The sequence below is a fragment of the Bradyrhizobium sp. TM239 genome, assembly GCF_036247985.1.
Classification (GTDB): domain Bacteria; phylum Pseudomonadota; class Alphaproteobacteria; order Rhizobiales; family Xanthobacteraceae; genus Bradyrhizobium; species Bradyrhizobium ottawaense.
Genome location: NZ_BTIR01000001.1, coordinates 840,230 through 863,178, shown reverse-complemented (window position 1 = coordinate 863,178; position 22,949 = coordinate 840,230). Strand labels below are relative to the sequence as shown.

The following is a 22,949-nucleotide window of genomic DNA, read 5'->3' as shown; positions in this document are numbered from 1 at the left end:
TGCTTTAATGGTTGCTACGAAATCTCACTCCGCCGCGATCACCGTGAGCTCTGGCCACAGCGCCTTCCAGCGTGCGGCCTTCGCTTCGTAATTCGTCGCGGAAAAATTCGGGCCCGGGTTCGGCCGCGCAATCAGCCCTGCGACATCGTCAAACCCGTGCGGCGCGTAGACCTCGTAGCCACCGCCTGTGCGCCTGACCCCGACCTGCGTGTTCTGCGTGAGGAAGCGGTCGATGCCTTCCCTCGAGCTTCTCAGCGCCGGATAGGGCAGGCGGTGCTTGTCGGGATACCACAAATGCACACGGGCCTGGTTGCGGATCTCGACCTTGGCGCCGAGATGCGCGAGCCGCGCATGCAGCTTGCGGATAACCGCATCCTCCGCCTCCCACGATGTATCGGGATCGAAATAGAACGCATCGTGGTCGGCGATGCCGTGATCGACGGGGCGGCCGGTGAGCACGTTCCATACGGTCTGCACCAGGCATCCCGAGACCAGCCATGCATCCGGCAGATCGAGCTGCGCCAGCACGTCGATGATGGTGACGTTGACGGGATTTCTCAGCGCGAGCGCGAGGAATTCGTCACGGTTCATCGCGCGATGAGGCGGCTCAGTGCACGGCGGTGAAGAACCGGCCGAGCCGGAAGCCGGAGAGCCAAGTGTACACCGGCTGGCTGCGCATGCCGAGATCCCAGGAGCCGACCACCGCATCGGCACGGCCGATCAGATTGTCGATCGGCAGCAGGCCGACGCCGCCGGACCGCAGCGGCACGCGGCTGTCGGCGGAATTGTCGCGGTTGTCGCCGAGCACGAAGAGATGGCCTGATGGCACCGTGACTTCCTGCGTGTTGTCGAGCGGGCCGTTGTCGCGCATCTTGAAGATCAAATGCGAGACGCCGTTCGGCAGCGTCTCGACATAGCGATACGCCTGCTCGCTGCCGCCATTGTCGTCTTCGGCAGCGCCGACGCCGTCCGGCTTTAGCTCGGCAGGGCGGTCGTTGATGAAGAGCTGGCCTTGCCGCATCTGGATGCGATCGCCCGGCAATCCTACGACGCGCTTGACCCAGGCCTGCGAGCGATCGCCGGGCCAGCGGAACACGACGACGTCACCCTGCTTCGGCGTTTCCGCGAAGACGCGGCCGCTCTCGGGCAAATTGATCTGGATCGGCAGCGACGAGGTGCCGTAGCCGTAGGGGAATTTCGAGGCGAGCAGCGCATCGCCGATCAGCAGCGTCGGCTCCATCGAGCCCGACGGCACGTAGAACGGCTCGGCAAGCGCGCCCTTGGCGATGAAGACGGCGGCGACGATGCCGGCGAGCTGAACGATCTGCCCGCCCCAGCCGCTGCTCTTCCGCTTGGGGGTGACGGTGATCTTTTCTTCCACGCTCATGCGCCGGTTCCACCCACTGTGATGCGCTCCATCAGCAGCGACGGCTGGCCGACGCCGACAGGCACGCCCTGTCCGTTCTTGCCGCAGGTGCCGATGCCGGTATCGAGCGCAAGGTCGTTGCCGATCATGCGGATGCGATGCAAATCGGTCGGCCCGTTGCCGATCAGCATGGCGCCCTTCAGCGGCGCGCCCAGCTTGCCGTTCTCGATCTTGTAGGCCTCGGTGCACTGGAACACGTACTTGCCCGAGGTGATGTCGACTTGGCCGCCGCCAAAATTCGCAGCAAAGACGCCGTTCTTCACCGACGCCAGGATCTCGGCCGGATCGCGGTCGCCCGCGAGCATGTAGGTGTTGGTCATGCGCGGCATCGGCACATGGGCATAGCCCTGGCGGCGGCCGTTGCCGGTCGGCTTCATGTTCATCAGCCGTGCGTTCTGGCGGTCCTGCATGTAGCCGACCAGGACGCCGTCCTCGATCAGCACGGTGCGATTGGTCGGCGTGCCCTCGTCGTCGATCGACAGCGAGCCGCGGCGCGAGGCCATGGTGCCGTCGTCGACCACGGTGACGCCCTTGGCCGCGACCTGCTGGCCCATCAGGCCGGCAAATGCCGACGTCTTCTTGCGGTTGAAGTCGCCTTCGAGGCCGTGGCCGACCGCTTCATGCAGCATCACGCCGGGCCAGCCGGCCCCGAGCACGACGTCCATCTCGCCGGCGGGGGCGGGAATCGATTCCAGATTGACCAGGGCCTCGCGCAACGCGCCATCGGCGGCATCGCGCCAGTTCTTGCTCTCGATGAATTCGGCATAGCCGGCGCGGCCGCCATAACCCTTGCTGCCGCTCTCCTGGCGGTCGCCCTGGCCGGCAACCACGGAAACGTTCACGCGCACCAGCGGACGGATGTCGCGATAGCTCTCGCCGTCGGGCCGCAGGATCTCGACGACCTGCCAGGTCGCGCCGAGGCTGACGCTGACCTGCCGTACCCGCGGATCCTTGTCGCGCAGATAAGCATCGATCTCGGCGAGCAGTTTTACTTTTGTCTCGAAGCCCGGGGCATCGAGCGGGTTGTCGTCGCCATAGAGCCGCACATTGGTATGCGCCGGCGGCGCGGCGAAACTGCCGGAATAGCCGCCGCGCACGGCCGCGACCGCATCGGCGGCACGAATCAGCGCCGGCAGCGAGACGTCGGAGGAGTGGGCGTAGCCCACGGCATCATCCTTGACCGCGCGTAAGCCAAAACCTTGCGAGGTGTCGTAGGTCGCCTGCTTCAGCCGCCCATTGTCGAACATCAGCGCTTCGGTCTGGCTGTACTCCAGGAACAGCTCACCGTCGTCGGCACCGGAAAGCCCGCGCGCGACCTCGTGGCGAACCTGGTCGCGGTCGAGATTGGCGCGGTCGAGCAGGGAGGTCGTGGCAGGGTTTGTCATGCGTCCGTCCATTATCGGAAGATGTGGGGCAAGATAATGGTTTCGGACCGGTTCCGCGAGGGGGCGGCGCGTCACATTACGGAAACGATAGGATCGGCAGGGGTGCAGGGAGCCCTGACCCTGGTACTGCATCGGATGCAGATCGATGATATGCTACGTCCATGAATTACCGAGACATCATCTCCATTGACGCGGGAAAGCGTGGAGGGCGACCCTGCATCCGCCACATGCGGATTGCCGTGGCGGATGTGCTCGGCTGGCTGGCTGCCGGTCAGACCCACGCCCAAATCCTCGATGATTTCCCTGAGTTGACCGAGGACGATATCCGCGCCTGCCTGGCCTATGCCGCCGACCGCGAGAGGCGATTGGTGACCGCGCCGATATGAGGCTGCTGTTCGATCAGAGTCTCAGCTTCAAGCTATGTGCGATGATCGCTGATCTTTTTCCGGATTCCAGTCACGTCCGGTCTCATGGGCTCTCCGAAGTGGCCGACCGTGCGCTCTGGGAATTCGCGAAGGCTAATGGCTTCGCGATCGTGACTCAGCCGAGCTGGCTGGTCTGCTGGGTTCTCCGCCAAAGGTGATCTGGCTCCGGGCTGGCAATCAAACGACCGCGACGGTCGCTGACCTGCTCCGCCGACACGCACCGACAATTCAGTCCTTTGAGAGCGATGACAGTGCCGCGTGCCTTGAGATTTACTAGGCCGGTAGGCCCTACGGCAGCTTGTCATAGCCTTCGCCGAGCCCGTTCAGGCTGAGCGGGAAGCCGATGCCTTCTTCCGGGGTCTCGAAGATGATGAAGGTCGCGGTCTTGGCGGTGCGGAGCTGGCCGAGCAATTTGTCGTCCATGACGACCTCGGCGACGCAGCCATTGGGCAGGCAGCGGACGAAGCCGGCGCGGCCGACGTCCTGGTTGTCGAGCTTGAGGCCGAGACCGGAGGGCAGCAGGACCCCGAGCGGCGCGACCACGCGCATCAGGCGGCTCTTCTGGTCGGCGGTCTTGAGCACGATCACGGTCAGGCCGGCATTGGAGCGGTCTTCCGCGACCACGCTCTGGATCAGGGCGCATTGCTCGGTCTGGGCACCCGGCGGCGTGTCGCAGCGAATCTGCCAGTCGCCATGCACGGAGCGCACCGCGCCCTGCGCATGGGCGAGGCCTGGGAGCGCCAGAAGGACGAGCGCAGCCAGCAGGCTGGCCAGCGCCGGGAGGCGGGTCATCTGCCTTCTCGCCAGCCTTGCCATCGATTTCGAAAGCCCCATCGGGTCGGTCCCTCTGCTCGCCTGGGTCGCTCGCGCTTGGCGGACTAATCTGGCGGACTGATACGGGAATGACGGCGTCTTGAAGGCGATTCCCAAGCAAATTCCACGCCGCCTCGCACCGCCGCCGCCCGCACGAATCAGGTTCCTGCGCGGCCATCTGCCAGTGCCTACCGCGGGCAATTCCGCTGTCAAGCGGCAGCATCCCGGCAAACGGTATTTTTGTCTGATGTTACTAGGAAATATCTTGCGGGTGATCGCTGGCAGACGGGGCTCAAGACTGCATTGCGATAGATCAAAAATTATGGTTTGAGAGGCTTGATTTCGGCGTTCTAGCGATCTGGCCCGAATTCCTCTTAGAGGTATTCTTGCGCGGCGGTTTGTCAGGCGGGCGGATCGAATAAGCGTTTCCCGGACACAGGGGAGCGCACTTGGGGTGATTTCGTAAGGGGAGCGCGAACGGCATGAGGATGTCGATGGGCCCGGTGGGCCGGCACTTGCTGGGATTGGCCGTGGCGGGTCTGACGCTGGCGACGGGCGGTGCGGCATTTGCCGAGCTCGGGCAGCCGAAGCCCTGGGAATGGACGCTTCAGGAGTCGGGCTCCCCGGTGATGGACAACATCATCTGGTTCCACAACTTCCTGTTCGTGCTGATCACCCTGATCACGCTGTTCGTTCTGGCGCTGCTCGTGGTCGTGGTCATCAAGTTCAACGCGCGGGCCAATCCGGTGCCGTCGCGGACCACCCACAACACGCTGATCGAGGTGGCCTGGACGCTGGTTCCGGTGCTGATCCTGGTCGGCATCTCGGTGCCGTCGTTCCGGCTTTTGTTCCTCGAGCTCGACGTGCCGAAGGCGGATATCACCATCAAGGCGACCGGCAAGCAGTGGTACTGGTCCTATGCCTATCCCGATAACGGCAAGTTCGAGTTCGATTCGCTGATGGCGCAGGACAAGCAGCCCCGCCTGCTTGGCGTCGACAACGAGATGGTGGTGCCCGTCAACAAGGTGATTCGTGTCCAGGTCACTGGCGCCGACGTCATCCACGCCTTCGCGCTGCCGGCTTTCGGCGTCAAGATCGACGCCATTCCGGGCCGGCTGAACGAGACCTGGTTCAAGGCGACCAAGACCGGCATGTTCTACGGCCAGTGCTCGGAGCTCTGCGGCAAGGACCACGCCTTCATGCCGATCGCGATTCGCGTCGTGAATGACCAGGAGTTCGCGTCCTGGGTCGAGACGGCAAAGAAGAAATTTGCGAGCGGCGGCACCAGCACCTACGCCTCCGCGGCCGGCCCGACGCAGTAAGCGTCGGGTGACGGCTCGAAGGGACTGAAAGCGACATAAGGGCGGGACCTCCTGGAGGTCCGATTGGGACGCAAGGCAGGATTTGAAAATGGCAACGAGCGCAGCGGCACACGGCGATCACGCCCAAGACCACGGACATGACGAGCATGCCCATCCGACCGGATGGCGCCGCTACGTCTATTCGACCAACCACAAGGACATCGGCACGATGTACCTGATCTTCGCGGTCATCGCCGGCGTCATCGGCGCCGCGATGTCGATCGCGATCCGTGCCGAGCTGATGTATCCGGGCGTGCAGATCTTCCACGAGACGCACACCTATAACGTGTTCGTGACCTCTCACGGCCTGATCATGATCTTCTTCATGGTCATGCCCGCGATGATCGGCGGCTTCGGCAACTGGTTCGTGCCGCTGATGATCGGCGCGCCCGACATGGCGTTCCCCCGCATGAACAACATCTCGTTCTGGCTGCTGCCGGCCTCCTTCGGCCTGCTCCTGATGTCGACCTTCGTCGAGGGCGAGCCGGGTGCCAACGGCGTCGGCGCCGGCTGGACCATGTACGTGCCGCTGTCGAGCTCGGGCCATCCGGGCCCGGCCGTCGACTTCGCGATCCTGTCGCTGCATCTGGCGGGCGCCTCGTCGATCCTCGGCGCCATCAACTTCATCACCACGATCTTCAACATGCGCGCGCCGGGCATGACCCTGCACAAGATGCCGCTGTTCGTGTGGTCGATCCTGGTGACGGTGTTCCTGCTGCTGTTGTCGCTGCCGGTGCTTGCCGGTGCGATCACCATGCTGCTCACCGACCGCAACTTCCACACGACGTTCTTCGCGCCTGACGGCGGCGGCGACCCCGTGCTGTTCCAGCATCTGTTCTGGTTCTTCGGTCACCCCGAGGTGTACATCCTGATCCTGCCCGGCTTCGGCATGGTCAGCCAGATCATCTCCACCTTCTCGCGCAAGCCCGTGTTCGGCTATCTCGGCATGGCCTACGCCATGGTCGCGATCGGCGGCATCGGCTTCGTGGTGTGGGCGCACCACATGTACACGGTCGGCATGTCCAGCGCGACGCAGGCCTATTTCGTCGCTGCGACGATGGTGATCGCGGTTCCGACCGGCGTGAAGATCTTCTCCTGGATCGCCACCATGTGGGGCGGCTCGATCGAATTCCGCGCCCCCATGATCTGGGCGGTGGGCTTCATCTTCCTGTTCACGGTCGGCGGCGTCACCGGCGTCGTGCTGGCGAACGCGGGCGTCGACCGCGTGCTGCAGGAGACCTACTACGTCGTCGCCCACTTCCACTACGTGCTGTCGCTCGGTGCGGTGTTCGCGATCTTCGCCGGCTGGTACTACTGGTTCCCGAAGATGTCGGGCTACATGTACAACGAGACGCTCGCGAAGGCGCACTTCTGGGTCACCTTCATCGGCGTCAATCTGGTGTTCTTCCCGCAGCACTTCCTCGGCCTGTCGGGCATGCCGCGCCGCTACGTCGACTATCCCGACGCGTTCGCGGGCTGGAACCTGGTCTCGTCGGTCGGCTCCTACATCTCCGGCTTCGGCGTGCTGATCTTCCTCTACTGCGTGCTCGACGCCTTCATGAAGAAGGTGCCGGCCGGGGACAATCCGTGGGGTGCAGGCGCGACCACGCTGGAGTGGACCTTGCCCTCGCCGCCGCCCTTCCACCAGTTCGAAGTGCTGCCCCGCGTGCAGTGATCGATCTCCCGCGGCGCCCGTGATGGGCGCCGCGGCTTCTATAACGAAGCGAGTTGAATTAAGTGTCCGTCCTCGACCACAACGCCATCGACATCAATCCCCGCATCTCCGAAGCCGAGGTGGGCGACTACATCGCGCTCTTGAAGCCGCGGGTGATGTCGCTGGTGATCTTCACCGCGCTGGTCGGGATGGCGATGGCGCCCGGGCATTTCCACTGGGTGCTGGCGATCACCTCGCTGCTCTGCATCGCCGTCGGCGCCGGCGCCTCCGGCGCGCTCAACATGGCGCTGGAAGGCGATATCGACTCCAAGATGTCGCGCACGGCGAACCGGCCGATTCCGCGCGGCCGCATCACCCGCCCCGAAGCCATGGCGTTCGGCCTGACGCTGTCCTTCTTCTCGGTGATGACGCTCGGCATCCTCGTCAACTGGATCGCGGGCGCGTTGCTCGCCTTCACCATCTTCTTCTACGTCGTGATCTACACGATGGGCCTGAAGCGCTGGACCGCGCAGAACATCGTGATCGGCGGCGCCGCCGGCGCGCTGCCGCCGGTGGTGGCCTGGGCCGCGGTCACGGGCACGGTCGACGTCGAGCCGCTGCTGCTGTTCGCCATCATTTTCTTCTGGACGCCGCCGCACTTCTGGGCGCTGGCGCTGTTCCGCTCCGACGATTACGCGCGCGCCGGCATTCCGATGCTGCCCAATGTCGCCGGTCCCGACGCGACGCGGCTCCAGATCCTGCTCTACACCATCGTGCTGATCGCGGTCGCCGCCGCGCCCTGGGCGCTCGGCTATTTCGACGCCGTCTACGGCATCGTCTCGCTGATCCTCGGCGCCGGCATGCTGGTGCTCGCGATCAACGTCTATATGCGCCGCGAGCGAGCTGCGTCGCTGCGCGCGACCCGCAAGCTGTTCGCCTTCTCGATCCTTTATCTGTTCGTGCTGTTCGCGACCCTGCTGGCCGAGGTCGTGTTCCGGGCGCTTGCTCCGCTGGTAGGGGGCGCATGATCGCAGGAATGGTCGACAAACCCGAGCCAGATGGAATCGTCCTCACCGAGGCGCAGAAGAAGAGCCGTCGTCAGCGTTCGATTGCGATCGCGCTCGCGCTCGGCGTGCTCGTGGTGCTGTTCTTCGCCGTCACCATGGTCAAGGGACCGGCAGTCCTCGTGCGGCCGATGTAGGAAACATGGATCACGAGCCCACCATATCGCAGGATGTCAGCGCCAAGCCGGCCGAGCGTAAGCCGGCCAAGGGCCGCGGGCTGGGCCGCGATGTGGTGGTTGCTTCCATCTGCGGCGGCGTGGTCGCGCTGATGGTCGGTGCCTCCTATGCGGCGGTGCCGTTCTACAACTGGTTCTGCCGCGCCACCGGCTTCAACGGCACGACCCAGGTCGCGACCTCCGCGCCGGCCACCGGCCCGATCGCGCGGAAAATCTCTGTGCGCTTCGATTCCAACGTCGCCCCGGGCCTGCCCTGGAAGTTCGAACCGGAGCAGAGCGAGATCGAGGTCAATATCGGCCAGGTCGTGACCGTCTTCTACACCGTGACCAACCAGGCCGCGCGCACCACTTCCGCGCAGGCCGCCTACAATGTCGCGCCGCTGACGGTCGGCTCCTATTTCCAGAAGATCAACTGCTTCTGCTTCACCGAGCAGACCATGGCACCCGGCGAGAAGCGCGAGATGCCGGTGGTGTTCTACGTCGATCCGTCGATCGCCGACGATCACGAGAATGACGGGCTGAACACCATCACGCTGTCCTACACCTTCTATCCGGTGAAGGATCCCGTGGTGAAGCCGCTCGCGTCCAGCGAGGACGGCAAGCGCAAGGGAAATCTTTGATCGCCGGGCTCACGCTCAGGCGGTTGGGAACAAGGGGATAAGTGCCTGACAGGCACGGGATTGAGGAGAGAGACCGAAATGGCTACGGCGCACACCAAGCAACACGACTATCACCTGGTCGATCCCTCGCCCTGGCCGGCCATCGGTTCGCTCTCGGCCTTCATCATGGCTGTCGGCGCGATCACCTGGATGCATCACATGTTCGCGGCCGCGCCGATCGTGTTCGGCGTCGGCACCGTCGGCGTGCTCTACACCATGGCGAGTTGGTGGGGCGACGTGATCAAGGAAGCCCAGTACAAGGGTGACCACACCCGCGTCGTGCAGCTGCACCATCGCTACGGCATGATCCTGTTCATCGCCTCCGAGGTGATGTTCTTCGTCGCCTGGTTCTGGGCCTATTTCAACGCGGCGCTGTTCCCCGCGGACGCGGTCCACGCCACCCGCGACGCCGTGTTCGGTTGCGGCCTCGGCACTGCGGCCGGCGCCTGTGCCGTTCCCGGCACCTGGCCGCCGCATGGCATCGAGACCTTCGATCCCTGGCACCTGCCGCTGCTGAACACGCTGATCCTGCTCACGTCAGGCACCACCGTGACCTGGGCGCACCATGCGTTGCTGGAGAACGACCGCCAGGGCCTGAAATACGGCCTGATCCTCACCGTCGTGCTGGGCGCGCTCTTCACCTGCGTGCAGGCCTATGAGTACAGCCACGCAGCGTTCTCGTTCGGCGGCAACGTCTATGGCGCGACCTTCTTCATGGCGACCGGCTTCCACGGCTTCCACGTGCTGGTCGGCACCATCTTCCTGCTGGTGTGCCTGTTCCGCGCTTACGCGGGCCACTTCACGCCGAAGCAGCATCTCGGCTTCGAGTTCGCCGCCTGGTACTGGCACTTCGTTGACGTGGTCTGGCTGTTCCTGTTCCTCTGCATCTACGTCTGGGGACACGGCGCCGAGACCATGGCCCACGGCGCGCACTGAACCGCGACGAGGAGATCAGAAAGGGCGGCCGCGGGGCCGCCCTTTCGCTTTTGGGCCGCCGGAAGTTTCGGCGAAAACTGTGATAGAGTCCGTCATCATGAACGACACCGCCGGCAAGACCGAGCCCGAGACCACCGTCCTGCAGAGCGCGCTGCGCGGGCTAGCCTGCAGATGCCCGCGCTGCGGCCAGGGCAAGCTCTATGCGGGCTTCCTCAACCTCGCGCCTGCCTGCGACCGCTGCGGTCTCGACTACGCCTTCATCGATACCGGCGACGGGCCCGCGATCTTCATCATCATGCTGGCCGGTGGGATCGTGGTGGCGGCCGCGCTCATCGTCGAGGTCAAATACCAGCCGCCGTACTGGCTGCATGCGGCACTGTGGTTGCCGCTGATCCTGGTCACCACGCTATTGCCGCTGCGTGCGATGAAGTCGCTGCTGATCGCGCTGCAATTCCACCACAAGGCGGCGCCGGGCCGGTTGGTCGATCGCGCGAAATGAACCAGCCTGCGCGCAAGCCCCGCGTGGCCGGCTTCGCGCTGTTCACGCTGTTCCTGATGGCCGTCTTCATCGCGCTCGGTACCTGGCAATTGCAGCGCCGGACCGCAAAGCACGCGCTGGTCGCGGCGCTCACCGAGCGCCTCGCAGACGCGCCCATCGCGCTGCCGCCGCCTTCGCAATGGGCTGCGCTCAATCCCGCGCGCGATGAATTCCGCCGCGTCAGCTTCACCGCGACCTACGCAGCCCTGCCGGACGCGATGGTCTATTCCTCCGGCTCGGCGGTGCGCAAGGACGCCTCCGGCCCCGGCACCTGGGCGTTCCTGCCGGCGCGGCTTCCCAGCGGCGAGACGGTCGTGATCGATGCGGGCTTCGTCGAGAATACCATGCAGGACCGCAGCGTCGAGGATCGCGCGGTGAAGAAGCTCGTCACCGGGCAGCCGGTCGCGCTCACCGGTTATCTGCGCTTTCCCGAGCCGCCCGGCTGGCTGACGCCGGCGGAGAACCGCGACAAGCGGCTCTGGTTCGTGCGCGATCATTCGGCCATCGCCAGTGCGCTCGGCTGGGGCGCGGTGGCGCCGTTCTATGTCGACCTCGAGCAGCCGGCGCCCGAGAACGGCATTCCGCGCCCCGGGCCGCTCGACGTCCATCTGAAGGACGATCACCTGCAATACGCCGTCACCTGGTTCCTGCTTGCGGGTGCCGTGCTGATCGCCTTCGCGGTGTGGGCAAGAGGCCGGCGGCAGAGCTGAGCCGGCCGGTTTCCGCACGGGAACCCGGTATCGCCCGGGGTTTACCATTCAGCGCACATTCACGAGTGTGGTCCTAAGCCGCAGCGCAAATTTTCGCGGCAGACAGGATTGCGGCGTGAGCGATTTCGATCAGATGGGAATTGTCGTCGACTGGGTGGATGCCTGCCGGAAGGGCGACCTCATGACGCTGCTCGACCTCTATGCGGACGACGCCCAGGTCGAATGCACCTGTAACGGCACGCAACTCTACCGCGGCCGGAGCGAGCTCGAAGCCTATTGGCAGCCGCGGCTCAGCACCTTCTCGCTGGCCGGGTTCGGGCTGGAGGAGATTCGCCCGGTGCCTCAAGGAGTCGCTCTCGAATATTCCGTGGCCGGCGCGCTACGCATCCACGCCTCGTTTCGCTTCAGCCCGGAGGGCAAGATCCACAGCACGCTGTGCGAGCCGGCGCGACAGAACGCGCATAATGGCTGCGCGTGCTGAAGCGCGATGCGATTGGGATGAATCGTCATCGCGCTTCAGGTTGTTGTTGAAGCATGATCTTTTCGGAAAACCGCTGCGCACTTTTTCGGGTCATGCTTTAGCGGTTGACCGGCGCCTCGCGTGCCATTTCGGCCGGCAGGCGGCAGCGGACATGGGTTCGCTCATCCACGCGCAACAATGACAGCGATCCGCTGAGCGCGCGCACGCGCTCATGCATGCCGGTCAGGCCGCGGCCGAACACATTGCCCTCGGGAAAGCCGCCGCCGTCGTCGGAGATCTCGATGACGAGCGCCTTATCGATGACGCTCGCCTGGACATGGGCGTTGCTGGCCTTGGCGTGGCGTAGCACGTTGGTCAGTGCCTCCTGGATCAAGCGATAGACGGTCTGGGCCCGCGGCCCGGCGATGCCGTTGAGGCCCGGATCGATCGTGTCCGTCAGGACGATATGCGGTGCCTGCTTGCGAAAGTTCTGGAGCAGCGTCTGCACGCAGGTCGAAAGGCCCAGCTCCTCGATGTAGAGCGGCCGCAGCCGGTCGAGGATACGGCGGTTGGTCTGCTGGAGCGCCTCGACCGATTGCAGCACGTCCTGGGCAGATTTGCCGAGATTTCCCACCTGCGGCGAGGCGTCGATCAGCGCGATCGTGCCGGCGCGGATGCTGAACAGCAGCGGTCCGAGCTCGTCGTGCAATTCGCGGGCGAGGTCGCGCCGCTCGTCGTCCTGGAGCGACACCAGGCGGTGCATCAGCTCGCGATTGTCCTGACTCAATTGCGCCAGCGTTGCAGCCAGCGCATTTGCTTCCTCACAGCTCTGCCGGATTTCCGGCGGCCCTCCGACCGGAATCGGCTTTGCGTAGTCGCCGCGCCGCATCCGTGTGAGACCTTCGCCGAGATGCTGCAGGGGACGCAATGCCGATCCCGCGAAGACGTAGGCGATGATGCCGGTGAGCACGGTCAGCACGGCGACGAGGCTGGTCAGCGCCAGGAAGCCGATCCACTTCTCGAACAGGTCGGCCGACAGGTCCGGCAGGAACACGATATCGCCGATGCGTCTGCCATCGATCAGCACCGGGGCCGCAGCGTCCATGTCCGGGACCATGAGCAGATTGACAAACCACTGCGGAACTCCTTGCAGGTTGTGCAAGCCGTCCTTTGGCGATATCGCAGGCGTGCCTTCCGCGGAACGGAATTGGATGTCCGAGGAGGTGGTCAAAGATTGGACAAAGGCGTCGAGCGTCTTCCGCGGGTCGTCCGACGCGCGCAAAGTGTTGTTGAGTGCGGCGGCGATCGTCCGGGTCGAACGTCGGGCGGGCTCGTTCTCGTCGGCGAGCTGACCGGTCGCGAAGATCTGGAGCAGCACGCCGCCCAGGATCAGCGCCGCGAGAAAGCTCGCGCCAAGCGGAAGAAACAGTTGCGTTCTGAACGAGAGCCGTTGCCACATTAGGTCAATTCTAACGCGCATCGGCGGGATTTACTCTTTCCATTTGTTCCCGTCGGTCTATGAGTCGAAAAACAAGAGAGTGCGCGATGCAAGATACCGCCAAGCCGGCGACCAGGGTCCTGATTGTCGACGACCATCCCGTGGTGCTGTCCGGTTGCCGCACCCTGTTCGCTTCGGACCATTCGATCCGTATCGACGAGGCGACCGACGCCAAATCCGGCCATCGCGCCTATGTCAGCAAGCGGCCCGACGTCACCGTGATCGACATCAGCCTGCCCGATGTCTCCGGCTTCGAGCTGATGCGACGCATCCGCAAGGACGATCCCGACGCCAAGATCATCATGTTCAGCATGAACGACGATCCGGCCTTCGTGGTGCGGGCGGTCGAGCTTGGGGCGCAGGGCTATGTCTCCAAGGGCGATGATCCCAGGATCCTGCTGAAAGCGGTGCGCAAGGTGGTCGCGGGCGACAATTTCATCTCACCGCAACTCGCGGAAGCCGTGACGTTTTCCGGCGCGGCGATCAAGGCCAACCCGGCCTCGCAGATGACGCCGCGGGAGCTCGAAATTCTCCGCCTGCTCGGACGCGGCGACAAGATCGTGGAAGTCGCCGAGGCGCTCGGCATCTCCTACAAGACTGTCGCCAACACCACGTCCCTGCTCAAGCAGAAGCTAGGGGCCAAGAACCATTCCGACCTGATCAGGATCGCCGTGGAAATCGGAATGAATTGACGGCCCGGGCACTAACGGCCTGGGCACTAACGGCCTGGGAGTACCGAACCGGCTACTCAAGGATGCAGCCGGTTCGGCTGGACGGATTGGTGTCAGCGCGCAGCCGGGCAATGCATGGATACCGCCGACACCCATCCGCGGACACAATGGGCCGAGCTGGCATTCGTTCCGGAGTCCCCGCAATTGTCGGGATAAAATGGAAATCCTTGATGTGGGTTCGCTGGAACGCGCTCGCAAAAGCTTGGGCATGTCGGGAAAAATAGGAACATCTTCCCGCACTCGTCGTTTTCGCTCTTGACGATTTCGTGACTGGCGACGAAAGGTTGGCGGACAAGTTTCAGCAGGGGCGGGCGACCCCAGAGGCAAATCGGTCTGCACATATCAACGACAGACCTTCCAAGAGAGGGCTGCGGTACCGCCGCAGCCCTTTTTGCTGGGCAGGGGTGCCGGCGGGAAGCGGTTTCCTGATGCCGCAAAACACTTTATGGTGGCCCAAAGCCTCTGGCTGTTAACAAGTAATTTCGTAAAATCAAAGGCTTAACGAGCGGGCTCAGGCCCGGTCGGCCTTTGGAGGGCAGTTTGACTCGTTATATCTCGACCCGGGGCGAGGCCCCTGAACTCGGCTTCTGCGACGTGATGCTGACCGGGCTTGCGCGCGACGGCGGCCTGTACGTGCCGACCATTTGGCCGCAGCTCTCCGCCGAGACCATCGCCGGCTTCTTCGGCCGCCCCTATTGGGAGGTCGCGGTCGACGTGATCCGTCCCTTCGCCGGCGGCGAGATTTCGGATGCCGAGCTCGGTCGCATGGCGAACGAGGCCTACGCGACCTTCCGTCATCCGGCAGTGGTGCCGCTGCGCCAGATGTCGCCGCACCAGTTCGTGCTGGAGCTGTTCCACGGTCCGACGCTCGCCTTCAAGGACGTGGCGATGCAGCTGATCTCGCGGCTGATGGACCATGTGCTCGCCAAGCGCGGCCAGCGCACCACCATCGTGGTCGCCACGTCGGGGGATACCGGCGGCGCTGCGGTCGAAGCCTTCGCCGGCCTCGAGAACGTGGATCTCATCGTGCTGTTCCCGCACGGCCGCATCTCCGAGGTGCAGCGGCGGATGATGACGTCGACCGGTGCGGCCAATGTCCATGCGCTCGCCATCGAGGGCAATTTCGACGACTGCCAGGCGCTCGTGAAGGGGATGTTCAACAACCATCGCTTCCGCGATGCGACCTCGCTCTCCGGCGTCAATTCCATCAACTGGGCGCGCATCGTCGCCCAGGTCGTCTACTATTTCACCTCCGCCGTTGCCGTTGGCGCGCCGGCGCGCGCGGTGGACTTCGTCGTGCCGACCGGGAATTTCGGCGACATCTTTGCCGGCTACGTCGCCAAGCGGATGGGGCTGCCGGTGCGGACGCTGCGCATCGCGGCCAACGTCAACGACATCCTGGCGCGTACGCTGAAGACGGGGATCTACGAGGTGCGCGAGGTGCACGCGACGGCGTCGCCGTCGATGGACATCCAGATCTCGTCCAATTTCGAACGGCTGCTGTTCGAAGCCGGCAAGCGCGATGCGGCAGGCGTGCGCCGTCTGATGGATTCGCTGAAGCAGTCGGGACGTTTCGTGCTGCCCGATGCGACGCTGGCCGCAATCCGCGAGGAGTTCGACGCCGGGCGCGCCGACGAGACCGAGACCGCGGCTGCGATCCGCGCCGGCTGGCGCGAGGCAGGCGAGCTGGTCGATCCTCATACGGCGGTGGCGCTCGCCGTCGCCGACCGTGACACCACCGATACGAGGGTGCCGAGCATCGTGCTCTCCACTGCCCATCCGGCCAAATTCCCCGATGCTGTCGAAGCGGCCTGCGGCCAGCGGCCGCAACTGCCGGCCTGGCTCGACGGATTGATGACCAAATCCGAACACATGAAGGTGATGAAGAACGATCAGGCCGAGGTCGAGCGGTTCGTGCTGTCGGTCAGCCGCGCCGCAAAGCAAGGAGTTGCCGGATGAGCGTCGAGATTTCCAAGCTTGCCTCCGGCCTGACCGTCGTCACCGACAAGATGCCCCATCTCGAGACCGCGGCGCTCGGCGTCTGGGCCGGCGTCGGCGGACGCGACGAGAAGCCGAACGAGCACGGCATCTCGCATCTGCTCGAGCACATGGCGTTCAAGGGCACGACGAAGCGCTCCTCGCGCGAGATCGTCGAGGAGATCGAGGCGGTCGGCGGCGACCTCAATGCCGGCACCTCGACCGAGACCACGTCCTATTATGCGCGGGTGCTCAAGGCCGACGTGCCGCTCGCGCTCGACGTGCTCGCCGACATCCTCGCCAATCCCGCCTTCGAGCCGGACGAGCTGGAGCGCGAGAAGAACGTCATCGTGCAGGAGATCGGCGCCGCGCAGGATACGCCCGACGACGTCGTGTTCGAGCATCTCAACGAGCTCTGCTATCCCGATCAGCCGATGGGCCGCTCGCTGCTCGGCACGGCCAAGACGCTGCGCGCCTTCAACCGTGACATGCTGCGCGGCTACCTCTCGACGCATTATCGCGGGCCCGACATGGTGGTGGCCGCGGCCGGCGCGGTCGATCACAAGCAGGTCGTCGCCGAGGTCGAGAACCGCTTTGCGAGTTTCGAGGGGACGCCGGGCCCCAAGCCGCAAACCGCTCAGTTCGGCAAGGGTGGCGCCAAGGTGGTGCATCGCGAGCTCGAGCAGGCGCATCTGACGCTGGCGCTGGAAGGCGTGCCGCAGAGCGATCTGTCGCTGTTCTCGCTCCAGGTCTTCACCAACATCCTCGGCGGCGGAATGTCGTCGCGCCTGTTCCAGGAGGTCCGCGAGAAGCGCGGCCTCTGCTACTCGATTTACTCGTTCCACGCGCCCTATACCGACACCGGCTTCTTCGGCCTCTACACCGGCACCGACCCGGCCGATGCGCCGGAGATGATGGAGGTCGTGGTCGACATCATGAACGATTCGGTGGAGACGCTGACCGAGGCCGAGATCGCGCGGGCCAAGGCGCAGATGAAGGCGGGCCTCCTGATGGCGCTGGAGAGCTGCTCATCGCGCGCCGAGCAGCTGGCACGCCACGTGCTGGCCTATGGCCGGCCGCAGACGGTCGAGGAGCTGGTGGGCCGGATCGACGCCGTCAGCGTCGAATCGACCCGGGACGCCGCGCGTGCGCTGCTGTCGCGGAGCCGGCCTGCCGTTGTCGCATTGGGCAGTGGCAGGGGTCTGGACACGGCGGTGTCTTTTGCGGAAGGATTGACGCGGGCACGTGCCAAGGCGCGGTTGCATTAGGAGCCGCGCGCGGGCTGAGCTGCCCCGGGAAGCATCACCATGGCCCTCTTTCGCCTGCCGTCCAGTGGACCCGCCGCCCTCGCGCCACGCGGCAACGGATTGTTGCTGCGCGCGCCGCAAATGTCGGACTTCCTGCAATGGGCGCATTTGCGCGAAACCAGCCGCGATTACCTGACGCCCTGGGAGCCGATCTGGCCGTCTGACGATCTCACCCGCTCCGGCTTCCGCCGCCGCCTGCGCCGCTATTCCGAGGACATTGCCGCGGACCGTTCCTATCCCTTTTTGATCTTCCGGGAGCTCGATGGCGCCATGGTCGGCGGCATCACGCTGGCTAATGTCAGGCGCGGCATCGTGCAGGCCGGCACCATCGGCTATTGGGTCGGGCAACCCCACGCCCATCGCGGCTACATGACGGCTGCACTGCGGGTGCTGCTGCCGACGCTGTTCGGCGAGCTCAATCTGCACCGGGTGGAGGCTGCCTGCATCCCCACCAATGCGCCGTCGATCCGGGTGCTGGAGAAGTGCGGTTTCTCCCGCGAGGGCCTGGCGCGCCGCTATCTCTGCATCAACGGGGTCTGGCAGGACCATTTGCTGTTCGGCCTGCTGCATGAGGATTTTCGCGGCTGAGCCGCTCGATTCATGTCGCCAAGCCCCTTGCACGTCCCCCAGCCAGGTCCCCCCTGGTCAAGTCCCCCCTTTTTGCTGCCTTGGGTTCGCCGATTTTGGCGATATAACCCGCATGTCCCGGCCGGCGACCGGCCGGGATTTTGTCATGGAGTACGGGCTTTGATGGTGAAGCAGCTTCGGTCATCGCGGGATGTGCTGCGGCGGATGCCGGCGATCGCGCTGGCATTGTCGATGTCGTTCGCGGCGGTTTCGCCGGTGGCCGCCCAGTCCTTGACCGACCGCTTCAAGAGCCTGTTCGGCGGCAATTCGGATGAGCCGGCCCCGCCCAAGCCAGCCCCCGCACCTGGCCAGCCGGCGGAAGACGACGTCGATTGCCCGCAGGTCACCGTGCGCGCGGGCGCATCGACCTACGCGGTTGGGGCTGCCGGCAAGCCGGCTGTCGGCAACGAGATCCGCTTCCAGGCCTCGATCACCAAGATGGCGCGGGAATGTGCCCGCAGCAGCGCCGGCATCACGGCCCGGATCGGAATCCAGGGCCGCGTGATCGCCGGTCCGGCCGGCGCGCCCGCCACCGTCGAGGTCCCCTTGCGCGTCGCGGTGGTGCAGGGTGGGGTCGGCGAGAAAGTGATCGCCTCGAAGGCCTACCGGACCACGGTCGAGATGTCGGAAGGCGGCAGCGTGCCCTTCACCTTCATCGTCGAGGATCTGGCTTATCCGACGCCCTCCGCCGCGACCGCCGATTCCTATGTCTTCTATGTCGGCTTCGACCCGCAGGCGCTGTCCCCCGAGCCGAAGGGACGGAAGAAGAAGTAGATAAGTAAGTCGTCACGAAGAACGCTGTCATGCCCCGCGCAGGCGGGGCATCCAGTACGCCGCGGCTTCTCCGTATCTCATTGCTGTCTCTGGAATATCGGATCACCCGCTTCGCGGGTGATGACACCGTATTCGTGGATTGCGGTGTCGAAAACAAAAAAGCCGGCGCTCATCGCGCCGGCTTTTTGATTGGTGAAGGCAGAACGCTCAGTTCAGCTTTTGCCGGACCTCGGTGATGCCCTTGGCGATCAGATCGTCGGCAACCGAGCCCTTGACCGACTGCGACAGGATCGTCGAGGCGGCCTGGACGGCGGCCTCCGCGGCTGCGGCACGGACATCGGCAAGCGCCTGGGCTTCGGCGAGCGCGATCTTGCCCTCCGCGGTCTTGGTCCGGCGGGCGACGAAGTCTTCCATCTTCGCCTTGGCCTCAGTCGCGATGCGCTCGGCTTCGCTCCTGGCGTTGGCGATGATGTCGGCGGCCTCGCGTTCAGCCGAGGCGGTGCGCGCCTTGTAGTCGGCGAGCACCTTGGCGGCTTCCTGCTTGAGACGCGTCGCGTCGTCGAGCTCGGCCTTGATGCGGTCGGCGCGATGGTCGAGCGCAACCATCGCTTTCTTGAAGACCCCGAGATAGCCGAACAGGACCATCAGGATCACGAAAGCGATGGCGACCCAGGTTTCAGGATCGAAGAACATATCGACTAACCCTTCAAGGACGCATCAACGGCGGCATTGACCGACGCCGCGTCCGGAACCAATCCGGTGAGCTGCTGCACGATCTGGCCTGCCGCATCGGCTGCGATGCCGCGAACGTTGCTCATGGCGGTTGCGCGGGTCGAGGCGATGGTCTTCTCCGCCCCGGCGAGCTTGGCCGCCAATTGCTCTTCCAGCGTCTTGCGCTCGGCGTCCGCCTGCGCATTCGCCTTGTCGCGGGATTCGTTGCCGATCGCCTGCGCGCGCGAGCGTGCCGAAGCAAGCTCGTTCTCATAGGCCTTCAGCGCCGCGTCGGACTGGTCCTTCAGCTTCTGCGCTTCGGCGAGGTCGCCCTCGATCTTGTTCTGACGGGCCTCGATCGCACCGCCGACACGCGGCAGAGCAAGCTTGGACACGATCACATAAAGCGCGACGAAGAAGATCGCGAGCCACACCAGCTGTGAAGCGTAGGTGCTGCTCTCGAACGGCGGAAAACCACCACCGTGACCGCCTTCGGCCCCGGTGTGGGCGCCCGCCGCCGGACTTTTCGCCCCGCCATGACTTTCAGCCATGGATTACTCCTGTTGCCGTCATGCGCGCCGCTTCGGTCGAAGCGGCGCGAAATTTCGTCCTCAGAGCGGAACGAACAGCAGCAGCAGCGCGATCAGCAGCGAGAAAATGCCGAGCGCTTCGGTCACGGCGAAGCCGAAGATCAGGTTGCCGAACTGGCCCTGAGCGGCCGACGGGTTGCGAACGGCTGCGGCGAGGTAGTTGCCGAAGATCACGCCGACGCCGACGCCTGCGCCGCCCATGCCGATGCATGCGATGCCCGCGCCGATAAGTTTTGCTGCTGCCGGATCCATTTTAGACTCCTTGGAAGAAAGATTGGGTTTTGGGTGGAAATTCCCCGGACCGCTCAGTGTCCCGGATGAATGGCGTCGTTGAGGTAGATGCAGGTCAGGATCGCAAACACATAGGCCTGCAGGAACGCGACCAGAATCTCGAGCGCGTACAGCGCGACCGTGAGAGCCAGCGGCAGCACGCCGCCGACCCAGCCCAGCGCGCCGAGCGAGAAGCCGAGCATGGCGACGAAGCCCGCGAACACCTTCAGCGCGATGTGGCCGGCCAGCATGTTGGCGAACAGACGGACGCTGTGGGAGACCGGCCGCAGGAAGAACGACAGGACCTCGATGAACATCACCAGCGGCAGGATGTAGCCGGGGACACCGTGGGGCACGAAGATCGAGAAGAATTTCAGGCCGTTCTTGGCGACGCCGTAGATCAGCACGGTGAAGAAGACCAGAAGCGCCAGCGCTGCGGTGACGATCAGATGGCTCGACACCGTGAAGGTGTAGGGGATGATGCCGACCAGGTTCGAGACGCAGATGAACATGAACAGCGAGAAGATCAGCGGGAAGAACTTCATGCCTTCCGCGCCGGCCGTCGAACGGATGGTCGAGGCGACGAATTCGTAGGAGATCTCGGCGACCGACTGCAGGCGCCCGGGAACCAGCTGCGTTCCGCTGGCGAGCATCAGGAGCGAGATGATCGCGATTGTCACCAGCATGTAGAGCGACGAATTGGTGAAGGCGATCGTGTGATTGCCGATATGGCCCAGGGTGAAGAGAGGCTCGATGTTGAACTGGTGGATCGGGTCGATTTTCATCAGCGCGGCATCTCTTGGTCTGCCGGGCAATGCCGGCGGGTCTCGGTCTGCCGGCCGGGCCGGCCCGTACCGGCGATGCCGGCACGATCATTCCTCTGCTGGTGCGGATCGGCTAAGACCCACCGCGCCTGTTTTGACCCGCACCCGCCGTTCTCACCACATTCACCACGCCGGCGACGAAGCCCAGCAACAGGAACACGATAAATCCGAAAGGCGACGTCGACAGCAAGCGGTCGAAACCCCAGCCAATCCCCGCTCCGACGACGACCCCGGCGACCAACTCGGAGGATAACCGGAAACCAAGCGCCATCGCCGAAGCTCTGGCCGCTCTGTCTTCACCGTCACCTGCGGGTTGCTCGGTCTTGATTCGTCGGTCCCGGAGTTCGGACAACCGCTGATCAAGATTTCCGAGCCGTTCGGAAAGCGCAGCTTCCTCGGACGATCTATCGCGATCCCCATTCTCGCCGTGTCCCGTGCCCTGTGTCATGCAACGAAGACCCGAAACGCCGCGGCTGAATGGAAATTGCGCCCGCCACCCTCAAAAGCCGCGCGGACCATACTGATGGCCCATAATCAAGTCAAGCCAAGTCACGATTGCGTCGCTTTCGGTTATGTAGCTGATTTATTTGAGGATATTGGCGAGCACGGCAGCGCTGCACACAGCGTGACGCCGCACCGCAGCAGCAGGCCTCATGATCGGCGGATGCGGCCGCCCTTTCGCCACGCTGCCGGGATCGAAGACGCCGCCGTGATCGTTGATGCCGGTGTGTGTTTTGGGCGGCGGATCGCCTCACCGGGGTGTAGAATTTGCGAAAGTGCCACCTGCACGTCGTGGCGGAGAGCGCGATGAGACCAGTGACGTCATCCACAACATCATGGCTTGCGCTGGCGGCGTTCGCCGCCGCGATGGCGATCGGCGGCGACCTCGAGGCCGCGCAATCCGCGCCCGACAGCGAGAACGGCCGCTACAGCATGGCGCCGATCCCCGAGGGCGTGCTGCGGCTCGACACGCGCACCGGCACGGTATCGACCTGCACCAAGAACGGCGCCGGCTGGGCCTGCTATGCGGTGCCTGACGAACGGACCGCGCTCGACGCCGAGATCGGCAGGCTCCAGGCCGAGGTCGAGAGTCTGAAGGGACAGCTCGCGGCCGGGCCCACGGTGTCGGGCAAGATCGACGAGGCGCTGCCGAAATCCGACCCGCTGAAGAAAGCGGAGCCCAAGGGCGCCGAGGGCGAGCGCAAGATCGAGATCCCGCTGCCGAGCGACCAGGACGTCGACCGTGTGATGTCGTTTCTGGAAAAGGCCTGGCGGCGGCTGATCGACATGGCCCACCGCGTCCAGAAGGACGTGTCGGGAAAGATTTGATGGTCCCTTCGCGCCATCCATGCGTTGAGCTGCCGTAGGGTGAGCAAAGGCGCATCAGTGCCGTGCCACCATGCCTCTACGACAATGACAGAAGACGTGGGCACGGCGCATCCACGCCTTTGCCTACCCTACGGCAGGCTTCCCGAGTTGAGAGACCGTCCATGACATCAGCCAAATCCATCACGCGCTCGTCACCGTCGTCCGTGCAGGCCACCGCCATCTCTTCGTCGCTGCTGAGCGTGCAGACACCGGGCTGCGGCTTCACCGATCTGACCAGCGAGGCTGCAAAATTCATCGCCGAGGTTCACGCGCGCGACGGTGCGCTGACGCTGTTCATCCGCCATACCTCGGCCTCGCTGACGATCCAGGAGAACGCCGATCCGTCCGTGCTCGTCGATCTCACCACGGCGCTGTCCCGGCTCGCGCCGGAGGATGCCGGGTGGACCCACGACACCGAAGGACCGGACGACATGCCGGCACATATCAAGACGATGCTGACCGGGGCCTCGCTTCAGGTCCCGGTCCTGAATGGCCGGCTTGCCCTCGGCACCTGGCAGGCGATCTATTTGATCGAGCACCGCAAGCGCCCGCACCGGCGCGAGGTGGTGCTGCAATTCGTCGGCAGCAATCAGTAGAGCGTATTCGAGCGAAGTGGGCGCCGGTTCGCGTCAAGAAAACGCATCGAAACGAGAAGCCCATAAAAC

At 64.6% G+C, this 22,949-nt stretch carries 27 protein-coding genes and 1 pseudogene; 18 read left to right on the top strand and 10 right to left on the bottom strand.

The genetic code is table 11. The features are described from left to right. Window positions 1-24: 24 nt before the first annotated feature. The 3 genes from AABA84_RS04220 to tldD are packed head-to-tail and all read right to left on the bottom strand — an operon-like array spanning window position 25 to window position 2,811. Window positions 25-591, bottom strand: coding sequence for a nucleotidyltransferase family protein (locus tag AABA84_RS04220; protein WP_338311469.1), 567 nt, complete (start codon window positions 589-591; stop codon window positions 25-27). Between the two features lie 16 nt (window positions 592-607). Further along, entirely contained in the window at window positions 608-1,387 is a 780-nt protein-coding gene (gene lepB, locus AABA84_RS04215; RefSeq protein WP_212247357.1) for a signal peptidase I, read from the bottom strand. Then, entirely contained in the window at window positions 1,384-2,811 is a 1,428-nt protein-coding gene (gene tldD, locus AABA84_RS04210) for a metalloprotease TldD (protein ID WP_104465032.1), read from the bottom strand. Before tldD ends, lepB begins: the two co-directional genes overlap by 4 nt. A gap of 161 nt (window positions 2,812-2,972) precedes the next feature. Between tldD and AABA84_RS04205 the strand changes: the two genes are divergently transcribed. Continuing rightward, complete coding sequence (locus AABA84_RS04205) at window positions 2,973-3,197, top strand: DUF433 domain-containing protein (protein WP_338311468.1); 225 nt, start codon at window positions 2,973-2,975, stop codon at window positions 3,195-3,197. Further along, window positions 3,194-3,513, top strand: a pseudogene (locus AABA84_RS04200) (DUF5615 family PIN-like protein). The gene AABA84_RS04205 and the pseudogene AABA84_RS04200 overlap by 4 nt, the downstream one beginning before the upstream one ends. Before the next feature lie 11 nt (window positions 3,514-3,524). On the opposite strand, the gene AABA84_RS04195 reads toward AABA84_RS04200, so the two are convergent. Beyond that, window positions 3,525-4,070: an invasion associated locus B family protein gene (locus tag AABA84_RS04195; protein WP_212247340.1), complete on the bottom strand. Its 546-nt coding sequence runs from the start codon at window positions 4,068-4,070 to the stop codon at window positions 3,525-3,527. Window positions 4,071-4,531: 461 nt separating this feature from the next. Here AABA84_RS04195 and coxB point away from each other — a divergent pair, with 461 nt between their 5' ends. From coxB to AABA84_RS04150, 9 genes are all read left to right on the top strand, one after another. After that, complete coding sequence (gene coxB, locus AABA84_RS04190) at window positions 4,532-5,371, top strand: cytochrome c oxidase subunit II (protein WP_028139835.1); 840 nt, start codon at window positions 4,532-4,534, stop codon at window positions 5,369-5,371. Between the two features lie 88 nt (window positions 5,372-5,459). Further along, window positions 5,460-7,085 carry a cytochrome c oxidase subunit I gene (gene ctaD, locus AABA84_RS04185; protein WP_212247336.1) on the top strand — a complete coding sequence of 542 codons (1,626 nt, stop codon included), beginning with the start codon at window positions 5,460-5,462 and terminating at the stop codon, window positions 7,083-7,085. Window positions 7,086-7,147: 62 nt separating this feature from the next. Next, window positions 7,148-8,092 (top strand): heme o synthase, encoded by a 945-nt coding sequence (locus tag AABA84_RS04180; RefSeq protein ID WP_212247334.1) that lies wholly within the window; start codon window positions 7,148-7,150, stop codon window positions 8,090-8,092. Further along, the gene (locus AABA84_RS04175) at window positions 8,089-8,265 is read left to right on the top strand and encodes a hypothetical protein (protein WP_018316353.1); all 177 of its coding nucleotides are present in this window, start codon (window positions 8,089-8,091) and stop codon (window positions 8,263-8,265) included. The genes AABA84_RS04180 and AABA84_RS04175 overlap by 4 nt, the downstream gene beginning before the upstream one ends. Before the next feature lie 5 nt (window positions 8,266-8,270). Continuing rightward, window positions 8,271-8,924, top strand: a complete 654-nt coding sequence (locus tag AABA84_RS04170) for a cytochrome c oxidase assembly protein (RefSeq protein WP_338311467.1) — start codon at window positions 8,271-8,273, stop codon at window positions 8,922-8,924. Window positions 8,925-9,002: 78 nt separating this feature from the next. Then, window positions 9,003-9,899 (top strand): cytochrome c oxidase subunit 3, encoded by an 897-nt coding sequence (locus AABA84_RS04165; RefSeq protein WP_212247330.1) that lies wholly within the window; start codon window positions 9,003-9,005, stop codon window positions 9,897-9,899. A gap of 97 nt (window positions 9,900-9,996) precedes the next feature. Then, entirely contained in the window at window positions 9,997-10,398 is a 402-nt protein-coding gene (locus AABA84_RS04160) for a DUF983 domain-containing protein (protein WP_338311466.1), read from the top strand. Beyond that, window positions 10,395-11,147: an SURF1 family protein gene (locus tag AABA84_RS04155; RefSeq protein WP_338311465.1), complete on the top strand. Its 753-nt coding sequence runs from the start codon at window positions 10,395-10,397 to the stop codon at window positions 11,145-11,147. Before AABA84_RS04160 ends, AABA84_RS04155 begins: the two co-directional genes overlap by 4 nt. A gap of 115 nt (window positions 11,148-11,262) precedes the next feature. Then, a complete protein-coding gene (locus tag AABA84_RS04150) occupies window positions 11,263-11,628 on the top strand; it encodes a nuclear transport factor 2 family protein (protein WP_212247327.1) in 366 nt (121 codons plus the stop codon). A 97-nt stretch (window positions 11,629-11,725) separates the two neighbouring features. Here AABA84_RS04150 and AABA84_RS04145 read toward each other — a convergent pair whose 3' ends face one another. After that, window positions 11,726-13,066 (bottom strand): histidine kinase, encoded by a 1,341-nt coding sequence (locus AABA84_RS04145; RefSeq protein WP_338311464.1) that lies wholly within the window; start codon window positions 13,064-13,066, stop codon window positions 11,726-11,728. A gap of 86 nt (window positions 13,067-13,152) precedes the next feature. Here AABA84_RS04145 and AABA84_RS04140 point away from each other — a divergent pair, with 86 nt between their 5' ends. From AABA84_RS04140 to AABA84_RS04120, 5 genes are all read left to right on the top strand, one after another. Then, on the top strand, window positions 13,153-13,797 hold the full coding sequence (locus AABA84_RS04140) for a response regulator transcription factor (RefSeq protein ID WP_008541266.1): 645 nt from the start codon (window positions 13,153-13,155) through the stop codon (window positions 13,795-13,797). A gap of 579 nt (window positions 13,798-14,376) precedes the next feature. Further along, window positions 14,377-15,795, top strand: coding sequence for a threonine synthase (gene thrC / locus AABA84_RS04135; protein ID WP_212247325.1), 1,419 nt, complete (start codon window positions 14,377-14,379; stop codon window positions 15,793-15,795). Then, entirely contained in the window at window positions 15,792-17,081 is a 1,290-nt protein-coding gene (locus tag AABA84_RS04130; RefSeq protein WP_212247324.1) for a M16 family metallopeptidase, read from the top strand. Before thrC ends, AABA84_RS04130 begins: the two co-directional genes overlap by 4 nt. Window positions 17,082-17,120: 39 nt before the next feature. Next, window positions 17,121-17,708: a GNAT family N-acetyltransferase gene (locus AABA84_RS04125; RefSeq protein ID WP_018316343.1), complete on the top strand. Its 588-nt coding sequence runs from the start codon at window positions 17,121-17,123 to the stop codon at window positions 17,706-17,708. Window positions 17,709-17,870: 162 nt separating this feature from the next. Further along, window positions 17,871-18,521, top strand: coding sequence for a hypothetical protein (locus tag AABA84_RS04120; protein WP_212247323.1), 651 nt, complete (start codon window positions 17,871-17,873; stop codon window positions 18,519-18,521). Window positions 18,522-18,728: 207 nt separating this feature from the next. Here AABA84_RS04120 and AABA84_RS04115 read toward each other — a convergent pair whose 3' ends face one another. The 5 genes from AABA84_RS04115 to AABA84_RS04095 all read right to left on the bottom strand — a co-directional run bounded on the left by AABA84_RS04115 (window position 18,729) and on the right by AABA84_RS04095 (window position 21,364). Further along, window positions 18,729-19,214, bottom strand: a complete 486-nt coding sequence (locus AABA84_RS04115; RefSeq protein WP_212247321.1) for a F0F1 ATP synthase subunit B family protein — start codon at window positions 19,212-19,214, stop codon at window positions 18,729-18,731. A 5-nt stretch (window positions 19,215-19,219) separates the two neighbouring features. Then, the gene (locus AABA84_RS04110) at window positions 19,220-19,783 is read right to left on the bottom strand and encodes a F0F1 ATP synthase subunit B (RefSeq protein ID WP_212247320.1); all 564 of its coding nucleotides are present in this window, start codon (window positions 19,781-19,783) and stop codon (window positions 19,220-19,222) included. 60 nt (window positions 19,784-19,843) lie between these two features. Then, a complete protein-coding gene (locus tag AABA84_RS04105) occupies window positions 19,844-20,074 on the bottom strand; it encodes a F0F1 ATP synthase subunit C (RefSeq protein ID WP_007599451.1) in 231 nt (76 codons plus the stop codon). Window positions 20,075-20,127: 53 nt separating this feature from the next. Continuing rightward, window positions 20,128-20,877 (bottom strand): F0F1 ATP synthase subunit A, encoded by a 750-nt coding sequence (locus AABA84_RS04100; protein ID WP_094973330.1) that lies wholly within the window; start codon window positions 20,875-20,877, stop codon window positions 20,128-20,130. A 112-nt stretch (window positions 20,878-20,989) separates the two neighbouring features. Then, window positions 20,990-21,364, bottom strand: a complete 375-nt coding sequence (locus tag AABA84_RS04095) for an AtpZ/AtpI family protein (protein WP_212247318.1) — start codon at window positions 21,362-21,364, stop codon at window positions 20,990-20,992. Window positions 21,365-21,723: 359 nt separating this feature from the next. Here AABA84_RS04095 and AABA84_RS04090 point away from each other — a divergent pair, with 359 nt between their 5' ends. Continuing rightward, window positions 21,724-22,245, top strand: a complete 522-nt coding sequence (locus tag AABA84_RS04090) for a hypothetical protein (RefSeq protein ID WP_212247316.1) — start codon at window positions 21,724-21,726, stop codon at window positions 22,243-22,245. A gap of 161 nt (window positions 22,246-22,406) precedes the next feature. After that, entirely contained in the window at window positions 22,407-22,880 is a 474-nt protein-coding gene (locus AABA84_RS04085) for a secondary thiamine-phosphate synthase enzyme YjbQ (RefSeq protein WP_338311463.1), read from the top strand. Window positions 22,881-22,949: the final 69 nt, after the last annotated feature.

Excerpts from the sequence above, each read along its gene's own strand:
- AABA84_RS04095 (WP_212247318.1), bottom strand. The coding sequence starts at position 21,364 with ATGACACAGGGCACGGGACACGGCGAGAATGGGGATCGCGATAGATCG.
- coxB (WP_028139835.1), top strand. The coding sequence starts at position 4,532 with ATGAGGATGTCGATGGGCCCGGTGGGCCGGCACTTGCTGGGATTGGCC.
- AABA84_RS04195 (WP_212247340.1), bottom strand. The coding sequence starts at position 4,070 with ATGGGGCTTTCGAAATCGATGGCAAGGCTGGCGAGAAGGCAGATGACC.
- AABA84_RS04085 (WP_338311463.1), top strand. The coding sequence starts at position 22,407 with ATGACATCAGCCAAATCCATCACGCGCTCGTCACCGTCGTCCGTGCAG.
- AABA84_RS04140 (WP_008541266.1), top strand. The coding sequence starts at position 13,153 with ATGCAAGATACCGCCAAGCCGGCGACCAGGGTCCTGATTGTCGACGAC.
- AABA84_RS04110 (WP_212247320.1), bottom strand. The coding sequence starts at position 19,783 with ATGGCTGAAAGTCATGGCGGGGCGAAAAGTCCGGCGGCGGGCGCCCAC.
- AABA84_RS04120 (WP_212247323.1), top strand. The coding sequence starts at position 17,871 with ATGGTGAAGCAGCTTCGGTCATCGCGGGATGTGCTGCGGCGGATGCCG.
- ctaD (WP_212247336.1), top strand. The coding sequence starts at position 5,460 with ATGGCAACGAGCGCAGCGGCACACGGCGATCACGCCCAAGACCACGGA.
- AABA84_RS04090 (WP_212247316.1), top strand. The coding sequence starts at position 21,724 with ATGAGACCAGTGACGTCATCCACAACATCATGGCTTGCGCTGGCGGCG.
- AABA84_RS04220 (WP_338311469.1), bottom strand. The coding sequence starts at position 591 with ATGAACCGTGACGAATTCCTCGCGCTCGCGCTGAGAAATCCCGTCAAC.
- AABA84_RS04205 (WP_338311468.1), top strand. The coding sequence starts at position 2,973 with ATGAATTACCGAGACATCATCTCCATTGACGCGGGAAAGCGTGGAGGG.
- AABA84_RS04125 (WP_018316343.1), top strand. The coding sequence starts at position 17,121 with ATGGCCCTCTTTCGCCTGCCGTCCAGTGGACCCGCCGCCCTCGCGCCA.
- AABA84_RS04105 (WP_007599451.1), bottom strand. The coding sequence starts at position 20,074 with ATGGATCCGGCAGCAGCAAAACTTATCGGCGCGGGCATCGCATGCATC.
- AABA84_RS04175 (WP_018316353.1), top strand. The coding sequence starts at position 8,089 with ATGATCGCAGGAATGGTCGACAAACCCGAGCCAGATGGAATCGTCCTC.
- AABA84_RS04170 (WP_338311467.1), top strand. The coding sequence starts at position 8,271 with ATGGATCACGAGCCCACCATATCGCAGGATGTCAGCGCCAAGCCGGCC.
- AABA84_RS04115 (WP_212247321.1), bottom strand. The coding sequence starts at position 19,214 with ATGTTCTTCGATCCTGAAACCTGGGTCGCCATCGCTTTCGTGATCCTG.
- AABA84_RS04165 (WP_212247330.1), top strand. The coding sequence starts at position 9,003 with ATGGCTACGGCGCACACCAAGCAACACGACTATCACCTGGTCGATCCC.
- tldD (WP_104465032.1), bottom strand. The coding sequence starts at position 2,811 with ATGACAAACCCTGCCACGACCTCCCTGCTCGACCGCGCCAATCTCGAC.
- AABA84_RS04130 (WP_212247324.1), top strand. The coding sequence starts at position 15,792 with ATGAGCGTCGAGATTTCCAAGCTTGCCTCCGGCCTGACCGTCGTCACC.
- AABA84_RS04155 (WP_338311465.1), top strand. The coding sequence starts at position 10,395 with ATGAACCAGCCTGCGCGCAAGCCCCGCGTGGCCGGCTTCGCGCTGTTC.
- AABA84_RS04100 (WP_094973330.1), bottom strand. The coding sequence starts at position 20,877 with ATGAAAATCGACCCGATCCACCAGTTCAACATCGAGCCTCTCTTCACC.
- lepB (WP_212247357.1), bottom strand. The coding sequence starts at position 1,387 with ATGAGCGTGGAAGAAAAGATCACCGTCACCCCCAAGCGGAAGAGCAGC.
- AABA84_RS04160 (WP_338311466.1), top strand. The coding sequence starts at position 9,997 with ATGAACGACACCGCCGGCAAGACCGAGCCCGAGACCACCGTCCTGCAG.
- AABA84_RS04145 (WP_338311464.1), bottom strand. The coding sequence starts at position 13,066 with ATGTGGCAACGGCTCTCGTTCAGAACGCAACTGTTTCTTCCGCTTGGC.